At 59.1% G+C, this 15,120-nt stretch carries 15 protein-coding genes and 2 pseudogenes; 5 read left to right on the top strand and 12 right to left on the bottom strand.

The genetic code is table 11. The features are described from left to right. Window positions 1-146: 146 nt before the first annotated feature. Together LVW35_RS17335 and cysS are read left to right on the top strand one after the other, a co-directional pair. On the top strand, window positions 147-1,847 hold the full coding sequence (locus LVW35_RS17335) for a glutamine--tRNA ligase/YqeY domain fusion protein (protein ID WP_233891268.1): 1,701 nt from the start codon (window positions 147-149) through the stop codon (window positions 1,845-1,847). 21 nt (window positions 1,848-1,868) lie between these two features. After that, window positions 1,869-3,257, top strand: a complete 1,389-nt coding sequence (cysS, locus tag LVW35_RS17330) for a cysteine--tRNA ligase (RefSeq protein WP_233891267.1) — start codon at window positions 1,869-1,871, stop codon at window positions 3,255-3,257. 374 nt (window positions 3,258-3,631) lie between these two features. On the opposite strand, the gene LVW35_RS17325 is transcribed toward cysS, so the two are convergent. The 5 genes and pseudogenes from LVW35_RS17325 to LVW35_RS17305 all read right to left on the bottom strand — a co-directional run bounded on the left by LVW35_RS17325 (window position 3,632) and on the right by LVW35_RS17305 (window position 6,425). Then, on the bottom strand, window positions 3,632-4,345 hold the full coding sequence (locus tag LVW35_RS17325) for a DUF4225 domain-containing protein (protein ID WP_233891266.1): 714 nt from the start codon (window positions 4,343-4,345) through the stop codon (window positions 3,632-3,634). Next, on the bottom strand, window positions 4,342-4,827 hold the full coding sequence (locus LVW35_RS17320) for an Hcp family type VI secretion system effector (RefSeq protein ID WP_122729105.1): 486 nt from the start codon (window positions 4,825-4,827) through the stop codon (window positions 4,342-4,344). The genes LVW35_RS17325 and LVW35_RS17320 overlap by 4 nt, the downstream gene beginning before the upstream one ends. A 191-nt stretch (window positions 4,828-5,018) precedes the next feature. Beyond that, window positions 5,019-5,355: pseudogene (locus LVW35_RS17315) on the bottom strand (DUF6124 family protein). Between the two features lie 144 nt (window positions 5,356-5,499). Continuing rightward, complete coding sequence (locus tag LVW35_RS17310; RefSeq protein ID WP_233891265.1) at window positions 5,500-6,198, bottom strand: peptidase E; 699 nt, start codon at window positions 6,196-6,198, stop codon at window positions 5,500-5,502. A 44-nt stretch (window positions 6,199-6,242) separates the two neighbouring features. Continuing rightward, on the bottom strand, window positions 6,243-6,425 hold the full coding sequence (locus LVW35_RS17305) for a dihydrofolate reductase family protein (protein WP_233891264.1): 183 nt from the start codon (window positions 6,423-6,425) through the stop codon (window positions 6,243-6,245). 111 nt (window positions 6,426-6,536) lie between these two features. On the opposite strand from LVW35_RS17305, the gene lepB reads away from it, so the two are divergent. Together lepB and LVW35_RS17295 are read left to right on the top strand one after the other, a co-directional pair. Then, the gene (lepB, locus tag LVW35_RS17300) at window positions 6,537-7,205 is read left to right on the top strand and encodes a signal peptidase I (RefSeq protein ID WP_233891263.1); all 669 of its coding nucleotides are present in this window, start codon (window positions 6,537-6,539) and stop codon (window positions 7,203-7,205) included. Between the two features lie 179 nt (window positions 7,206-7,384). Further along, window positions 7,385-8,167 carry an SDR family oxidoreductase gene (locus LVW35_RS17295; RefSeq protein ID WP_233891262.1) on the top strand — a complete coding sequence of 261 codons (783 nt, stop codon included), beginning with the start codon at window positions 7,385-7,387 and terminating at the stop codon, window positions 8,165-8,167. On the opposite strand, the gene LVW35_RS17290 is transcribed toward LVW35_RS17295, so the two are convergent. Further along, window positions 8,164-8,493, bottom strand: coding sequence for a winged helix-turn-helix transcriptional regulator (locus LVW35_RS17290; protein ID WP_233891261.1), 330 nt, complete (start codon window positions 8,491-8,493; stop codon window positions 8,164-8,166). The two genes, LVW35_RS17295 and LVW35_RS17290, sit on opposite strands and share 4 nt — an antisense overlap. 101 nt (window positions 8,494-8,594) lie before the next feature. Here LVW35_RS17290 and LVW35_RS17285 point away from each other — a divergent pair. After that, window positions 8,595-8,973: pseudogene (locus tag LVW35_RS17285) on the top strand (HIT family protein). A 4-nt stretch (window positions 8,974-8,977) separates the two neighbouring features. Here the strand turns inward: LVW35_RS17285 and LVW35_RS17280 are convergent. From LVW35_RS17280 to LVW35_RS17255, 6 genes are read right to left on the bottom strand one after another with little or no spacing between them, the layout of a single operon-like run. Beyond that, window positions 8,978-9,316 (bottom strand): Na+/H+ antiporter subunit G, encoded by a 339-nt coding sequence (locus LVW35_RS17280; protein WP_028616866.1) that lies wholly within the window; start codon window positions 9,314-9,316, stop codon window positions 8,978-8,980. After that, window positions 9,313-9,591 carry a K+/H+ antiporter subunit F gene (locus LVW35_RS17275; RefSeq protein WP_005789171.1) on the bottom strand — a complete coding sequence of 93 codons (279 nt, stop codon included), beginning with the start codon at window positions 9,589-9,591 and terminating at the stop codon, window positions 9,313-9,315. Before LVW35_RS17275 ends, LVW35_RS17280 begins: the two co-directional genes overlap by 4 nt. Continuing rightward, a complete protein-coding gene (locus tag LVW35_RS17270) occupies window positions 9,588-10,076 on the bottom strand; it encodes a Na+/H+ antiporter subunit E (RefSeq protein WP_233891260.1) in 489 nt (162 codons plus the stop codon). Before LVW35_RS17270 ends, LVW35_RS17275 begins: the two co-directional genes overlap by 4 nt. Continuing rightward, window positions 10,073-11,755 carry a monovalent cation/H+ antiporter subunit D gene (locus LVW35_RS17265; RefSeq protein WP_233891259.1) on the bottom strand — a complete coding sequence of 561 codons (1,683 nt, stop codon included), beginning with the start codon at window positions 11,753-11,755 and terminating at the stop codon, window positions 10,073-10,075. Before LVW35_RS17265 ends, LVW35_RS17270 begins: the two co-directional genes overlap by 4 nt. Next, complete coding sequence (locus LVW35_RS17260) at window positions 11,752-12,096, bottom strand: Na+/H+ antiporter subunit C (RefSeq protein WP_003192163.1); 345 nt, start codon at window positions 12,094-12,096, stop codon at window positions 11,752-11,754. The genes LVW35_RS17265 and LVW35_RS17260 overlap by 4 nt, the downstream gene beginning before the upstream one ends. After that, window positions 12,096-15,017, bottom strand: coding sequence for a monovalent cation/H+ antiporter subunit A (locus tag LVW35_RS17255; protein ID WP_233891258.1), 2,922 nt, complete (start codon window positions 15,015-15,017; stop codon window positions 12,096-12,098). Before LVW35_RS17255 ends, LVW35_RS17260 begins: the two co-directional genes overlap by 1 nt. Between the last annotated feature and the right edge of the window lie 103 nt (window positions 15,018-15,120).

Here is a 15,120-nt window from a genome sequence, read left to right as displayed (position 1 = left end):
TGCCCTGCAGGAATTTCGAGGTGGTTTTTTACCACTGGTGCGTTAAATGCACCTCAACCCTGTCAGCGGCTTGACAGCATCAGCTATGATAAGCCCTTTGTTTTGTCGGCCTAGCCCGGCCACGTACTTGTCTGTTCAAGGATCCTATGAGCAAGCCCACTGTCGACCCTACCTCGAATTCCAAGGCCGGACCTGCCGTCCCGGTCAATTTCCTGCGCCCGATCATCCAGGCGGACCTGGATTCGGGCAAGCACACGCAGATCGTCACCCGCTTCCCGCCAGAGCCCAACGGCTACCTGCACATCGGTCACGCCAAGTCGATCTGTGTGAACTTCGGCCTGGCCCAGGAATTCGGCGGCGTCACGCACCTGCGTTTCGACGACACCAACCCGGCCAAGGAAGACCAGGAATACATCGACGCCATCGAAAGCGACGTGAAATGGCTGGGCTTTGAATGGTCCGGTGAAGTGCGCTATGCCTCGCAGTACTTCGACCAACTGCACGACTGGGCCGTCGAGCTGATCAAGGCCGGCAAGGCCTACGTTGACGACCTGACCCCGGAACAGGCCAAGGAATACCGTGGCACCCTGACCGAGCCGGGCAAGAACAGCCCGTTCCGCGACCGCTCGGTGGAAGAGAACCTCGACTGGTTCGCCCGCATGCGCGCCGGTGAGTTCCCGGACGGTGCCCGCGTGCTGCGCGCCAAGATCGACATGGCCTCGCCGAACATGAACCTGCGCGACCCGATCATGTACCGCATCCGCCACGCCCATCACCACCAGACGGGCGACAAGTGGTGCATTTACCCGAACTACGACTTTACCCATGGTCAGTCGGACGCCATCGAAGGCATTACCCACTCCATCTGCACCCTGGAGTTCGAAAGCCATCGCCCGCTGTACGAATGGTTCCTGGACAGCCTGCCGGTGCCGGCACACCCGCGTCAGTATGAATTCAGCCGCCTGAACCTGAACTACACCATCACCAGCAAGCGCAAGCTCAAGCAACTGGTTGACGAGAAACACGTACACGGCTGGGACGACCCGCGCATGTCCACGCTGTCGGGCTTCCGTCGCCGTGGCTACACGCCTGCGTCGATCCGCAACTTCTGCGAGATGGTCGGCACCAACCGTTCCGACGGCGTGGTCGACTACGGCATGCTCGAATTCAGCATCCGTCAGGACCTCGACGCCAACGCTCCGCGCGCCATGTGCGTGCTGCGTCCGTTGAAAGTCGTGATCACCAACTACCCGGAGGACAAGGTCGACAACCTCGAACTGCCACGTCATCCGCAGAAAGAAGAACTCGGCGTGCGCAAGCTGCCGTTCGCCCGTGAAATCTACATCGACCGCGATGACTTCATGGAAGAGCCGCCAAAGGGCTACAAGCGCCTGGAGCCAAATGGCGAAGTGCGCCTGCGCGGCAGCTACGTGATCCGTGCCGATGAAGCGATCAAGGACGCCGATGGCAACATCGTCGAACTGCGTTGCTCGTACGATCCGGACACCCTGGGCAAGAACCCTGAAGGCCGCAAGGTCAAGGGCGTGATCCACTGGGTGCCGGCCGCTGCCAGCATCGAGTGCGAAGTGCGTCTGTACGATCGCCTGTTCCGCTCGCCGAACCCAGAAAAGGCCGAAGACAGCGCCAGCTTCCTGGACAACATCAACCCTGACTCCCTGCAAGTACTTACGGGTTGTCGTGCCGAGCCATCGCTTGGCGACGCACAGCCGGAAGACCGTTTCCAGTTCGAGCGCGAAGGTTATTTCTGCGCGGATATCAAGGACTCGAAACCTGGTCAGCCGGTATTCAACCGTACCGTGACCTTGCGTGATTCGTGGGGCCAGTGATTAAGTCTTAAGGGATTCATCGTGCTAACGATCTACAACACGCTCAGCAAGACCAAAGAAGTCTTCAAGCCGCTGGATGGCAACAAAGTGCGCATGTACGTGTGCGGCATGACTGTGTACGACTACTGCCACATCGGCCACGGCCGCAGCATGGTTGCCTTCGACCTGGTGACCCGTTGGTTGCGTTTCAGCGGCTATGACTTGACCTACGTGCGCAACATCACCGACATCGACGACAAGATCATCAACCGCGCCAACGAAAACGGCGAGTCGTTCGACGCGCTGACCGAGCGCATGATCGCCGCGATGCACGAGGACGAGGCCCGCCTCAATATCCTCAAGCCGGACATGGAACCGCGTGCCACGGACCACATCCCTGGCATGCACGCGATGATCCAGACCCTGATCGACAAGGGTTACGCCTACGCCCCAGGTAACGGCGACGTGTACTACCGCGTCGCCAAGTTCATGGGTTACGGCAAGTTGTCGCGCAAGAAGATCGAAGACCTGCGCATCGGCGCACGCATCGAAGTCGACGAAGCCAAGCAGGATCCGCTCGACTTCGTGCTGTGGAAGGCTACCAAGCCGGGCGAGCCAAGCTGGGAATCGCCGTGGGGCGCCGGGCGTCCGGGCTGGCACATCGAATGCTCGGTGATGTCCACCTGCTGCCTGGGCGAGACCTTCGACATTCATGGCGGCGGCAGCGACCTCGAGTTCCCGCACCACGAAAACGAAATCGCCCAGAGCGAAGCCGCCACCGGCAAGACCTACGCCAACGCCTGGATGCACTGCGGCATGATCCGCATCAATGGCGAGAAGATGTCCAAGTCCTTGAACAACTTCTTCACCATTCGCGACGTGCTGGAAAAGTACCATCCGGAGGTTGTGCGTTACCTGCTGGTGTCCAGCCACTACCGCAGCGCCATCAACTACTCGGAAGACAACCTCAAGGACGCCAAGGGCGCCCTGGAGCGGTTCTACCACGCGTTGAAAGGCTTACCTTCCGTGGCTCCGGCCGGCGGAGAAACCTTCGTGGCACGCTTTACTGAAGTCATGAACGACGACTTCGGCACGCCGGAAGCCTGCGCGGTGCTGTTCGAGATGGTGCGCGAAATCAACCGTTTGCGTGAGAGTGATCTCGATGCGGCGGCAGGCCTGGCGGCGCGCCTGAAAGAACTGGCCAGCGTGCTTGGGGTTCTGCAAATGAAACCTGAGGACTTCCTGCAAGCCGGCGCCGAAGGGCGCGTGGATGCGGCCGAGGTGGATGCGCTGATCCAGGCGCGTTTGACGGCGCGTGCCAACAAGGACTGGGCGGAATCCGACCGTATCCGCGATCAACTGACCGCGATGGGTGTGGTGTTGGAAGACGGGAAGGGTGGGACAACGTGGCGGTTGGCTGATCAGGCTTGATTGGTAAACGCTGAATGAAAAACGCCCCGACTGGTTTGGGGCGTTTTTTTGCAAAGCAAAATAGCGATACCCCCCTTAACGTTTCCACCACCAGTTCAAATCATTCTTTACCGGAAGCGCCAGTGTGTGCAGGAAGAAACACACGAGCGCGAACCAACCGATTGACGGGTAGGTATCAATGAGTTCGGGGCAACTTCCAAAATAGATGTAGTTATCAAATTTAACAGCCTCCAAGAGTGTGACCATGAAAAATATATTTATTGCAAAGCCTAAGTAGAACTTGGTGTATCCGAGGGTTTTGCTGGAAAGGATTACTTTTATGCTGTAAGCAAATAGCAGACCCAGAATTGAAAATGCTGGAAAGGCCCACAGAATCATTTCTTCAACTCTTGGTGTATTTGTTTGAGTGTCAGAGTGTCTACGGCCGCCTCAGTCGTCAATGAAATGGGATGCATGCGTTTATAGGCTCTAATACGGTCTGTATCGATGTATCTGAACAAACGCCAAGCGTCTGGTTTTAGTACACGCCTCGCAACGCTAAAGGCCGACAGTCCAATATCCACTGCACTATAGGTTATGTTCGCTTCTCGCTCGCCATGACCCATGGCGGATGCTGCTGCCTGGTAGGCGTTACGAACAGGGCCGGAAGCATCTGATTGCCCTGTCATCAGGTTACGCCCACCCTCATATACGTTGTTTGCACCATGCGCCATCAGCGGCACCCCCGCGATAAGGCAGAGCGTGCCAACGGATGCATAGCAAATTCCAGCCCCCGTGGCCATTTGAAATGCGCCAGCGACAACGCCTATTCCTTTTTGCCCGATTTCCATTGACTGATTCAGCAGGCTACGTTGCTCTTTCTTTATCTCAATCAGCCCCTCTGCGACTGTCTTTTTTCCCTGCTCCACATCGTTAACAATGCTACGAGCGTAATAGGCCACTTCCCTATTGAATATTGAGCGAGTAACACCATCCTGCAGATGACGAGCACTGATCGTGCAAGCCTGGCTGGTAAGGTTGCCTGCGGCTTGGCTGACTACCCATAAGTCATAAAAGCTCGGCGTTTGATTCTTGTTCTTTGATTTCATCGCCCGGTTTCCCATGAGCCATAGCCACTGGTGCCCGCGAGATGATGTGTCCAGATGATTTCCCGATAACGAATCGACAGATGTTCCTGTGCGTCTACATCGTTCAGCAGGACGGAGTGGGGGACCTCGACGGTCAGGCTGGCGATGATGCAACCCCTGATATCGACGGTGTAGTATTTTTGATGCTGGCCGAATTGTGAAATGCGATAAAAGTTGATCACGCAGTTCAGTTCTTCTCGGTTGGATAACGCTACGGCCAACAAGGGTGAGGATTTATCAATGTTTTTTGTGATGATCACCGGGCCATGGGTGGAAGCTCTGACATTGCCCGTGTTGAGCATATTGTGGTTGAAGGACATCACCATGATTTCGTCCCGATGCCTCTCCTGGCACTTGTTGCCGATGGAGTCTTGGGTTGAGCAGCCAGCCGAGATCAAACCTTGAGATTTTCCGTTAATGGACATGTAGCCGTGGTTAGCCATGGACGTTGGTATCCTGATTTATTCACCATAAACATACGGAGAAATGTAAATGGGAAATATCGGATGTTTCGTTTTTTGTCGTGTGAGCGGGATGTAGGATTATTCGATTTTGTGCGAGAAGAAAAACGCCCCGTTATGCCGGGGCGTTTTGCTGCGACGGTGAGAATGAATAGAGCGACGGAAGTCGCCTGCTACTTTCCAGTTTTTACGCAATGTTCATTGAGCGCTTCATTTACCAGAAGCTGAATAGCTTCCACCATTCGGCAGATCCCTAGAGCCACGCTGCGCGCGGTTCCATCAATCTCAAAGGCCTAAATGACTTGCCAGTGCTTGAACTGAAGCGAGGTCCTCCGAAGCATTGACCAGTAATGTCTCGGCATCCAATCCTTTACGTACAGTAAAAAGACCTTGCCCGTCATCAGGTGACCCAGGCGTTGAGGGCGGATTTAAATGATGGTTAATCGCTCGATCAGCACAAGCGTGAAGCGAAGATGAATCCAGCGGCGGATTCGAATTGTCTTTAATCATGGCGAAGCTCCAGAGTATTGGAGTCACCTAGAGTTTAATCGGGCTGCGAAACCCGGTCGCTGAGTTTTCAGCGACCACCGAAGATTAGGCAGCCATCTTCCGAGCGACAACCCTAAAACGCTGTCGGAAATTTCCTTGCTGCGTTTACCCACCTGAAGTTTGCAATACCTGTGCTAGGTAGGGGGGCCTTGTACTGACTTCATAGGCGTTACTAGCTGCGTCGTTATAGGCCGTCTCGTGGTACTTGCCGTCCTTGAAATGCAAAGCGACGCCATCATCGACCGCGTAGGCGGGTCGTATCCCCTCATGCTGAACAAGTTCGACAAACGACGTTTCCCTTCCTGCTTCTGAGCTGAAATGCGGACACAGTGCTCCTGGCAGCAAGCCCAGGCCGTGAACCAGCGCAAACACTCCCCCTGAATCGGAATGCCCATGCTCGAACCAGCAAATGGCGCCTGCACTGACACCACACAGGACTTTGCCGTTTTCCCAGGCCCTCTTCAGATGGTCCACTACAGCAAATTCGCGCCAGATCGCCAACATGGCGCGAGTATTTCCGCCTGGTACGTAAATAATGTCGGCTTGCTCAAAGAGTGATGAAACATGATTGGCGTTGGGGAAGGGTGAAATGAAAAATGCCAGCGTGGTTACACGGCAGCCAGCGCTTTCATATTTGGCGGTGAAATCGGAAATCTTGATTCGGTCATCGCCATTGGCGGTGGAGATGTAGAGCACAGTAGGGTGCGTTTTACCTGATAACGCGACGATGTGTTTATCGATACGCGTCATACGCTGCATGTCTTCGGTGGACTCGCCGCCGATAACAATAATGTGCTTGGTCATCCTGACATCCTGTCCGTCTTGCGCGATATGAGTGTCTGCCGCCGCTATGAAGATTGCATCACTTGATACCGACTTTGAACAAAGCCATTGTCCGACTCATGCGTGCCGATATGGCGAAGCTCAAGAGTTTCGTACTCTGGTCGGTGCAACCACTCGATATCACCGTCCGGACGGGCAATAAAACCGTCGATGCTGGTTGCGATAAAAACGGAACCTTGGATATCCATGGCGGAAACTCCTTTTAGTGCGCGTGGACGCTAATATTAATTTAATCCTCGCGTGCAACAACCGGGCGTCTAGACACAGTCCTGATGCCCCTTTCTGCCGTGCGAGGATGTATGCGAAGTTGGTTGATCCGTTACCGTTACGCAATCATTTTCTGGATGTGCTTCGGCGTTTTCCGTACGTCCCTGGCCGACTGGAACCCCATTCCCTCTGGCTCCATGCGCCCGACCTTGCTGGAGGGTGATGTGGTGTTGGTGAACCGGGTGGCCTACGACCTCAAGCTGCCGCTCACGGACATTTCCCTGGCGAAGCTCGATAACCCCCAACGTGGCGATGTGGTGACGTTTTCATCGCCCAAGGACGGCATGCGCCTGATCAAGCGCATCGTCGGCATTCCCGGTGACACCCTGGAAATGAAAGATGAGGTGTTGTGGGTCAACGGCGAGCCTGCCACCTACAGTGACGCGCAGGACATCAGCGAACCCATCCTGCCCGGCCATGCGGTGCCAGGAATCAAGCTGAACGAACGGGCGGCCAACCGTCAGCGCACGGTGCAGTTCATGCCGACGGTGCGGGCAATGCGCAATTTCGGGCCGGTGGTGGTGCCGGCCGAGAGTTACTTCATGCTGGGGGACAACCGTGATAACAGCGATGACTCACGGTATATCGGCGTTGTGCCACGCCGGCTGTTGATCGGGCGGGCGCATCATGTACTGGCGTCGGCGCAGATCCTGGATCACTGGATGCCACGCCTGAACAGATTTGGCGCGCCGATCCTGTAAGGACGAGCCCCCATTACCCCTGTGGAGCCGGCAAGCCGGCTCCTACAGTTGGGTGTGTTACGAGGGCCCCTGAATCCAGACACTCACTTTTGGGTTAGCCCATTACCTTTTCGTGCGTTCTTGTGGGCTGTCCGCCCGGTTCCTATCCTGCGGTCTTCGTTCATCCAGGAGTAGGTTTCATGAGCTTTGAACTCGGACTAAAAGGCCTTCGTGCGCTGGTAACCGGTGGCACCAAAGGTATCGGCGCCGCCGTGGTGGCGGTGTTGCGTGAACAAGGCGCCCAGGTGATTTCGGTCGCGCGTTCGGCGGCGGATTCGACGCCCGAAGGCGTGCATTTCATCGCTGCCGACCTAGGCACTGCCGCCGGTTGTGCGAGTGCTACTGAGGCGGTGAAGGCTCGGCTTGGCGGTGTCGATATCATCGTCAATGTCCTCGGCGGTTCCAGTGCGCCAGGTGGTGGTTTTGCGGTGCTCGATGATGAGCAGTGGATGAATGCGCTGGGCCAGAACCTGATGGCGGCGGTGAGGGTGGATCGGGCGTTGTTACCGGGGATGGTGGAGCGCGGCGCCGGGGTGATCATTCATGTCACGTCGATCCAGCGGGAGTTGCCGTTGCCGGAGTCGACCACGGCGTATGCCGCTGCCAAGGCGGCGTTGGCGACATACAGCAAGAGCCTGTCGAAAGAAGTGACGCCCAAGGGCGTGCGGGTGGTGCGGGTTTCGCCGGGCTGGGTGGAGACGGACGCGGCGGTCGCGCTGGCGCAGCGTCTGGCTGATGAGGCGGGCACGGATTACGAAGGCGGCAAGCAGATCATCATGCAAGCGCTGGGCGGCATTCCGCTGGGCCGGCCGGCCAAGCCTCAGGAAGTGGCGGACTTGATCGCGTTCCTGGTCTCGCCCCGCGCCGGGTCGATCAGTGGCACCGAGTACGTGATCGACGGCGGCACCGTGCCCACGGTCTAGATCACAGGCTTGGTGGCCTGCCATTTGAGCAGGCCATCCAGCACCGGGCACAGGCTCTGGCCCCATTCGGTCATGCGGTATTCCACTTTCGGCGGCACCACCGGGTAGACCGTGCGCTGCACCAATCCATCGGCTTCGAGCTGACGCAATTGTTGGGCGAGCATCTTTTGCGAGATCTCCGGGATCAGCCGCTCAAGGTCGGAATAACGCTGCACCTGGCCGCCGAACAGATGAAACAGGATGATCAATTTCCAGCGCCCGCCGAGCCAGGCGAGGGTGGTTTCGATGTCGGCTGCGGCGGTGGCGGGGGTGTAGATTTTGCTCATCGCATACGTCCTTAGGACATGTCTGAAAGTTTCCATTTGTTTTGACGCCCGCCCGATCCTGGCTTTAGATGGTCGCCACGACCCAACTGGCGGAGATTCAAATGGAATGTATTTTCTGCAGCATTGTTCGAAAAACTTCCCCGGCGCACATCTCGTGGGAAGACGACCAGCATATGGCATTTTTGTCGATCTTCCCCAACACGCCGGGTTTCACCCGATGTAGCGCGTACCGGGATGATCTTGGAGGGGTATGGCGTGGATCATCTGCATGCGAAGTTGTTTCCCATGCATGCGACGGGTTCAGACAGTGCGTTCAAGCCGTTGAGTTCGAAGGTGCACAAGTTCTTTGAGGCCTATGAAGGCTATATCTCATCCCATGATCATGTGCGGGCGGATGATGCCGAGCTGGCAGAGTTGGCAGCGCGAATCCGATCCTTCGCGAGCAAGCCCGCTCCCACACGTTTAAATGAGTTTGCCTGAGAGATCAGCGGCGGCTGCTGACTTCGGCCGGTACGTCATCACCCGCCATACGCTTGCGGAACAACGCCGTGCGCGCCAGCAGCAGCGTGGTCACCGGCACGGTGATCGACAGCAAAATCGGAATCAACCACCCGTGCAACACCGGCCCGGACTTGAGCACCGAAAAGTAGATGATCGACGCCAGCGCCACACACCACGCCCCCAACGTCGAAGCCAATGCCGGTGGGTGCATGCGCTGGAAGAAGTCCTTCATTCGCAGTAATCCAATCGCGCCAATCAGCGCAAATACACTGCTCAGCACCAGCAGCACCGCCACGACGATTTCCATCCATAACGGCATCATTCAATCACCTCCCCACGCAGCAGGAATTTGGCCAGGGCAAACGAGCCCACGAAGCCGAACAGCGCGATCAGCAGCGCCGCTTCAAAGTAGGTGTCACTGGCATAACGAATGCCCAGCACCAGCATCATCAGCATCGCCAGGATGTACAAGTAGTCCAGCGCCAGTACCCGGTCTTGCGCGGATGGGCCTTTGAACAGGCGGATCAGTGTCAGCACCATGGCCAGCGAGAACAGGAACAGGCTGAACAGGATCGCATTGGAGAGCAGGGCGCTCATTCGAAGATCTCCATCAGGGGCCGCTCGTAGGTGGTTTTGAAGTGCTCGATGAAAGGCGCTTCATCCTCCAGATCAAACACGTGCAAGAGCAGGATGCTTCGGTCCAGCGCCAGTTCCGACCAGATGGTTCCGGGCACCACGGTGGTGATCATTGACAGCGCAGCCAGGCCGTTGGGGTCGCGCAGGTCCAGAGGGATCTTGATAAAACGCGAACGCGGCGGGCGGGAGCCGCACGTCAACACGCCCCAAGCCACTTGCAGGTTGGAGATGATCACATCGCGACCGACCAGAAAGAACAGACGAATGATCACCCCTGGGCGGCGAATGCGGATTGGCAGGGGCCGCAGCGGCGCCATCATCAGTGGCGCGAGAAAGCCCAGCAGCGCGCCCAGCAGCAGGTTGCCGGGGCTCACGGACAGGTTGAGCAACAGCCATAACAGCCACAGCGCCAGCGACAACCACGGGGCAGGGAACAGGCGTTTCATGGCTGCACCTCCAGCGCGGCGGTCTTGGCTTCAGGGCTCGGCACTGGGCGCGTCGCCATCACCGCCATCACGTAGTGTTCCGGGTTGTTCAAGCTGACGGCGGTGTCCTGGGTGTAGCGCATCAGCGGCTCGGCCTTGAAGGTCAGCAGAATGCTCAAACCCAGCAGGAAGAAGATCGGCACGCACTCGTTGCGACGCAGCAGCGGCGAAGGGCGTTCCTCCGGGGTCCAGAAACGCTGGATGCCCAGGCGCGCGAAGGCGATCAACGAGGCCAGGCCCGAGAGGATCAGCAGCGCCACCAAACCCCAGGCCGCCGGGCGGATTGGCGCGTCAACGCTCACACCCAGGCCCAGCGGATTGACCAGCGCACTCAACAAACTGAGCTTGCCGATAAACCCGGAAAGCGGCGGCATGCCAATGATCAACAGGGCGCAGGCGATAAAGCTCAAGCCCAGGAAGGCCATGGTCCAGGGAATCACCTGGCCGACCACGGCTTGTTGCTCATCATCGAGGTTCACGCCGGGTCGTGGGTGCAAGGACTCCATGGCTTTTGGTAGTGCATCGATCTCTTCATCCAGTGGCAGATCGTTGGCTGAGCGCGAGCGTTCGATCAATTCAGCCAGCAGGAACAGCGCACTCAACGCCAGCGTCGAGCTGACCAGATAGAACAGCGCCCCCGCCGTCAGGCTCGGCTGAGCGAAACCGACGGCGGACAGCAAGATCCCCGCCGACACCAGAATGCTCAAGCTTGCCATGCGCTCCAGCCGCTGCGCGGCCACCATCGCCAACCCGGCGCCGATGATGGTCGCCATGCCGCCGTACACCAGCCAGTCACCGCCAAACAGCGCCGAAGCACCGGCCTGGCCGGAGAACAACAGGGTCCACAGGCGCAGCACGGTGTACACGCCGACCTTGGTCATGATCGCGAACATCGCCGCCACCGGCGCACTCGCCGAAGAGTAGGCGGGCGCCAGCCAGAAGTTCAGCGGCCACATGCCGGCTTTGGCCAGGAACGCGGTCGCGAGGATGGCCGCACCCGCGTGCAACAGCCCGCGATCCGCCTCCGGCACCAGCGGGATCTTCAACGCCAGGTCAGCGAAGTTCAGCGTGCCGGTGACGCCGTAGATCATCGCCGCGCCAATCAGGAACAGCGACGACGCCAACAGATTGATTGCGATGTAATGCAGCCCTGCCGACACCCGTGCCCGGCCCGAGCCGTGCAGCATCAAGCCATAGGACGCCGCCAGCAGTACCTCGAAAAACACAAACAGATTGAACAGGTCGGCGGTGAGGAAGGCGCCGTACAGGCCCATCATCTGGATCTGGAACAGTGCATGGAAACTGGTACCGGCACGGTCCCAACGGGCCATGGCGAACAGCAGCGCGCTCACGCCAATAATCCCGGTGAGCACCAGCATCAGCGCCGACAGTTGGTCCACCACCAGCACGATGCCGAACGGCACTTGCCAGTTGCCGGGCAGGTACACGCCAATCGATCCGGGACCGCCTTTTTGCGTCCAGTACAGCAGCAAAATGGCCACGCTCAGGCCGAGTATGCTGGAGACCAGGTTGATCTGCGCCTTCAACGGGCGACGTTTTTCGCCAAGCATCAGCATCAGCGCGGCGGTCAGCAATGGCAGCAGGATCGGCGCGACGATCAGTTGATTCATCCACGTCATTCCTTGGGCTCCCGGCCGTCCACATGGTCTGTGCCGGTCAGGCCCCGCGACGCCAGCAACACCACCAGGAACAAGGCGGTCATGGCGAAGCTGATCACGATGGCCGTCAGCACCAGCGCCTGGGGCAGTGGATCGGTGTAGTTGAGCAGGTCTTGCGGCACGCCGTCCTTGATGATCGGCTCCTTGCCGATAAACAGGCTGCCCATGCTGAAAATGAACAGGTTGACCCCATACGACAACAGGCACAGGCCCATCACCACCTGGAACGTCCGTGGCCGCAGGATCAGCCAGACGCCGGAGGCCGCCAGGACCCCAATGGCAATTGCGATGACTTCTTCCATCAGGCGGCTCCTTCCGTAGCGGCAACCACTTTGGCCTGGTTGCTCGGTTTATGGGCCCGCACGGACTGGTGACCGAGGGCGGTGAGCATCAGCAACGTCGAGCCGACGACCATGGCGTACACGCCGACGTCGAAGAACAGGGCGCTGGCGATGTGAATGTCGCCGAGCACCGGCAGGCTCAAATGCCAGGTGTGGGTGGTGAGGAATGGATACCCGGCAAACAGCGCGCCCAGACCGGTCAGGGTCGCCGAGAACAGCCCGAAGCCCATCCAGCGCATCGGCCGCAGGCTCATCTGTGCCTCGACCCACTGCGTGCCGGCAACCATGTATTGCAGGATAAACGCGACCGACATCACCAGACCGGCGACAAAGCCGCCGCCCGGCTGGTTATGGCCGCGCATGAATAGGTAGAACGACACCACCAGCGCAATCGGCAATAACAGGCGCACCAGCACCGCCGGCACCATCATGAAGCCCAGCGCGGTGTCGCTGGCCTGGCGTGGGTTGACCAGGTCGGTGGCCACGTCCGGCGCCAACTGACGCTGTTGCGCGGGCAGTTGCATGCTTTCCTTGGACGGGCGGAAGCGCCGCAGCAAGGCGTACACCGTCAGCGCCACGGCGCCGAGCACGGTGATTTCGCCGAGCGTATCGAAGCCCCGGAAGTCCACCAGCATCACGTTCACTACATTGCTGCCGCCGCCTTCGGGCAGGGCGCGGCTTAAGTAGAACGAGGAGATATCGTTGGGCGTCTGGCGCGTCAGCATCGCGTAGGACAACAGCGCCATGCCGCCACCCACCACGGTCGACAACAGGAAGTCGCGTACCCGTCGAATCCGCGCCTTACGCAAGGTGTTCGGCAATGGCGACACCTCTTCGATCCGCCGTGGCAGCCAGCGCAGACCCAGCAGGATCAGCACGGTGGTGACCACTTCGACCACCAATTGGGTCAGCGCCAGGTCCGGCGCCGAGAACCACACAAAGGTCACGCAGGTCATCAGGCCACACACGCTGACCATGGTCAGGGCTGCCAGCCGGTGGTACTTGGCTTGCCAGGCGGCACCGAGGGCACAGGCAATCGCCAGCAGCCACAGGGTCACGAACACGATGGAGCCGGGGATCTTCGGCCGGTCGCCCCAACTGAGGCCACTGTTGAGCATCGGGATCATGCCGCCGATCACCGCCACCAACACCAGCAAGAAGAGTTGCGTCTGCAGGCGCTTGGTGCTGATGCGTTTCTCGATCCGGCGCACGCCGCGCATCATTACCACCAGGCTGCGCTCGAAGCCGCGCTTGCCGTTGAAGTAGCTGATCACGGGCGGGTATTTGAAGCGGCCGCGCTTGAGTTGCTTGCGCAGCAACAGGTACAGCACCACGCCACCGGACATGGCCACCAGGCTCATGATCATCGGCGCGTTCCAGCCGTGCCAGATCGCCAGGCTGTACTCTGGCAGTACACCGCCGACCACTGGCAGCGCAGCGGCGGCGAGGATCGAACCGACGACTTGCGCCGGGAAGATCCCCACCAACAGACAGGTGAACACCAGCAGCTCGACCGGTGCGCGCATCCAGCGCGGCGGTTCATGTGGGGTGTGCGGCAGGTTGGTCGCCGTAGGGCCGAAGAACACATCGACCGTGAAACGCAGCGCGTAGGCCACGCTGAACGTACCGGCAATCGTCGCGATCAACGGCAGGGCAAACTCTACCCAAGCGGTCGACGTGATGAACACGGTTTCGGCGAAGAACATCTCTTTGGACAGGAATCCATTGAGCAACGGCACGCCCGCCATGGACGCACTGGCCACCATCGCCAGGGTCGCGGTAAACGGGATCAACCGCACCAGCCCGCTGAGCTTGCGGATATCCCGCGTGCCGCTTTCGTGGTCGATGATGCCCGCCGCCATGAACAGCGAGGCCTTGAACGTGGCGTGGTTGAGGATATGGAACACTGCCGCGACGGCGGCCAGCGGGCTGTTCAGACCAAGCAATAAGGTAATCAGCCCGAGGTGGCTGATGGTGGAGTAGGCCAGCAGGCCCTTGAGATCATTCTGGAACATGGCGCAGTAAGCGCCGAGGAGGAGGGTGAGCGCGCCGGCGCCGCCGACGATCCAGAACCATTCTTCGCTGCCGGACAGCGACGGCCACAGGCGGGCCAACAGGAACACGCCGGCCTTCACCATCGTTGCCGAATGCAGGTACGCCGACACTGGCGTGGGGGCCGCCATCGCGTGGGGCAGCCAAAAATGGAAGGGGAACTGGGCGCTTTTGCTCAGGGCGCCGATCAGCACCAAGGCCAGCATGACCGGGTACAGCGAGTGCGCGCGAATCTGATCGCCCGCCGCCAGCACCAGGTCCAGGTCATAGCTGCCGACGATATGCCCCAGCAGCATCACGCCCGCCAGCAGGCACAAGCCGCCGGCGCCGGTGACCATCAACGCCATATACGCGCCGCGTCGGGCATCGGCGCGGTGGTGCCAGTAGCCGATCAGCAGAAACGAGAACAGGCTGGTCAGTTCCCAGAAAAACACGATCTGGACCAGGTTGCCGGAGATCACCAGCCCGAGCATCGCGCCCATGAACGCCAGGAAAAACGCAAAGAAGCGCGGCACCGGATCATCCGGCGACATGTAGTAGCGCGCATACAGCGACACCAGCGTGCCGATGCCCAGCACCAGCATCGAGAACAGCCAGGCAAACCCGTCCATGCGCAACACGAAGTTCAGCCCGAGGCTGGGCAACCACATGAATTCTTCGCGGATCACGCCACCGTGGGCGATCTGGGGGTAGAGCAGGGCGACTTGAATGGTTGCGACCAAGGCCACAAGGCCGGCCAGCAGGGATTCGGTGTTACGTGCATTGTGCGGCAGCAAGGCCGCCAGACAGCTGCCAATGAACGGCAGAAGCAGTAGAACTATCAGGGACATAGGCTTCTAATCTGCGGGAGTTTGGGATGCATCATACGTGCCGCTTTCACGATCACCAAACGGCAAGATGTGGCAGGATCCTACAGCGGCAGTAGAAAGCAGC

The sequence above is a fragment of the Pseudomonas sp. HN11 genome (assembly GCF_021390155.1).
Classification (GTDB): domain Bacteria; phylum Pseudomonadota; class Gammaproteobacteria; order Pseudomonadales; family Pseudomonadaceae; genus Aquipseudomonas.
This window is presented reverse-complemented; position numbering and strand designations above follow the sequence as displayed.